1 protein-coding gene is annotated in these 258 nt (G+C 41.9%); it reads right to left on the bottom strand.

Annotated features, from left to right (window positions below; all coding sequences use genetic code 11):
• Positions 1–191, bottom strand: a 191-nt coding sequence (locus tag R0J87_RS22050) for a helix-turn-helix domain-containing protein (protein ID WP_498888985.1), incomplete at its 3' end; no start/stop codon positions are given.
• Between the last annotated feature and the right edge of the window lie 67 nt (positions 192–258).

Below are 258 nucleotides of genomic sequence, written 5' to 3'. Positions count from 1 at the left end.
ATCGTTTCCTCCGAAAGAAATTGATTGAAGATCGAGTGCGCCTGCTTTGCTGATGTTTGTTGTCTTTGCCAGCCGTATCGTCTTTTCCATGATTTGACGGTATGGATGGAGACGTTGTAATGATCAGATATCTGCTGGTACGTCATCCCTTTCATATAATCTTTCTTTGCTTGCATCCGTTTATCTTTCATCTACATTCACCTGCCGCCTCCTTTTAGTTCGAATGATTCCCTAAAAAGGAATCATTTCAGCGTGTAG

The organism is Halomonas sp. SIMBA_159 (assembly GCF_046536035.1).
In the GTDB taxonomy this organism is placed as follows: Bacteria; Pseudomonadota; Gammaproteobacteria; order Pseudomonadales; family Halomonadaceae; genus Vreelandella; species Vreelandella venusta_A.
This window is presented reverse-complemented; position numbering and strand designations above follow the sequence as displayed.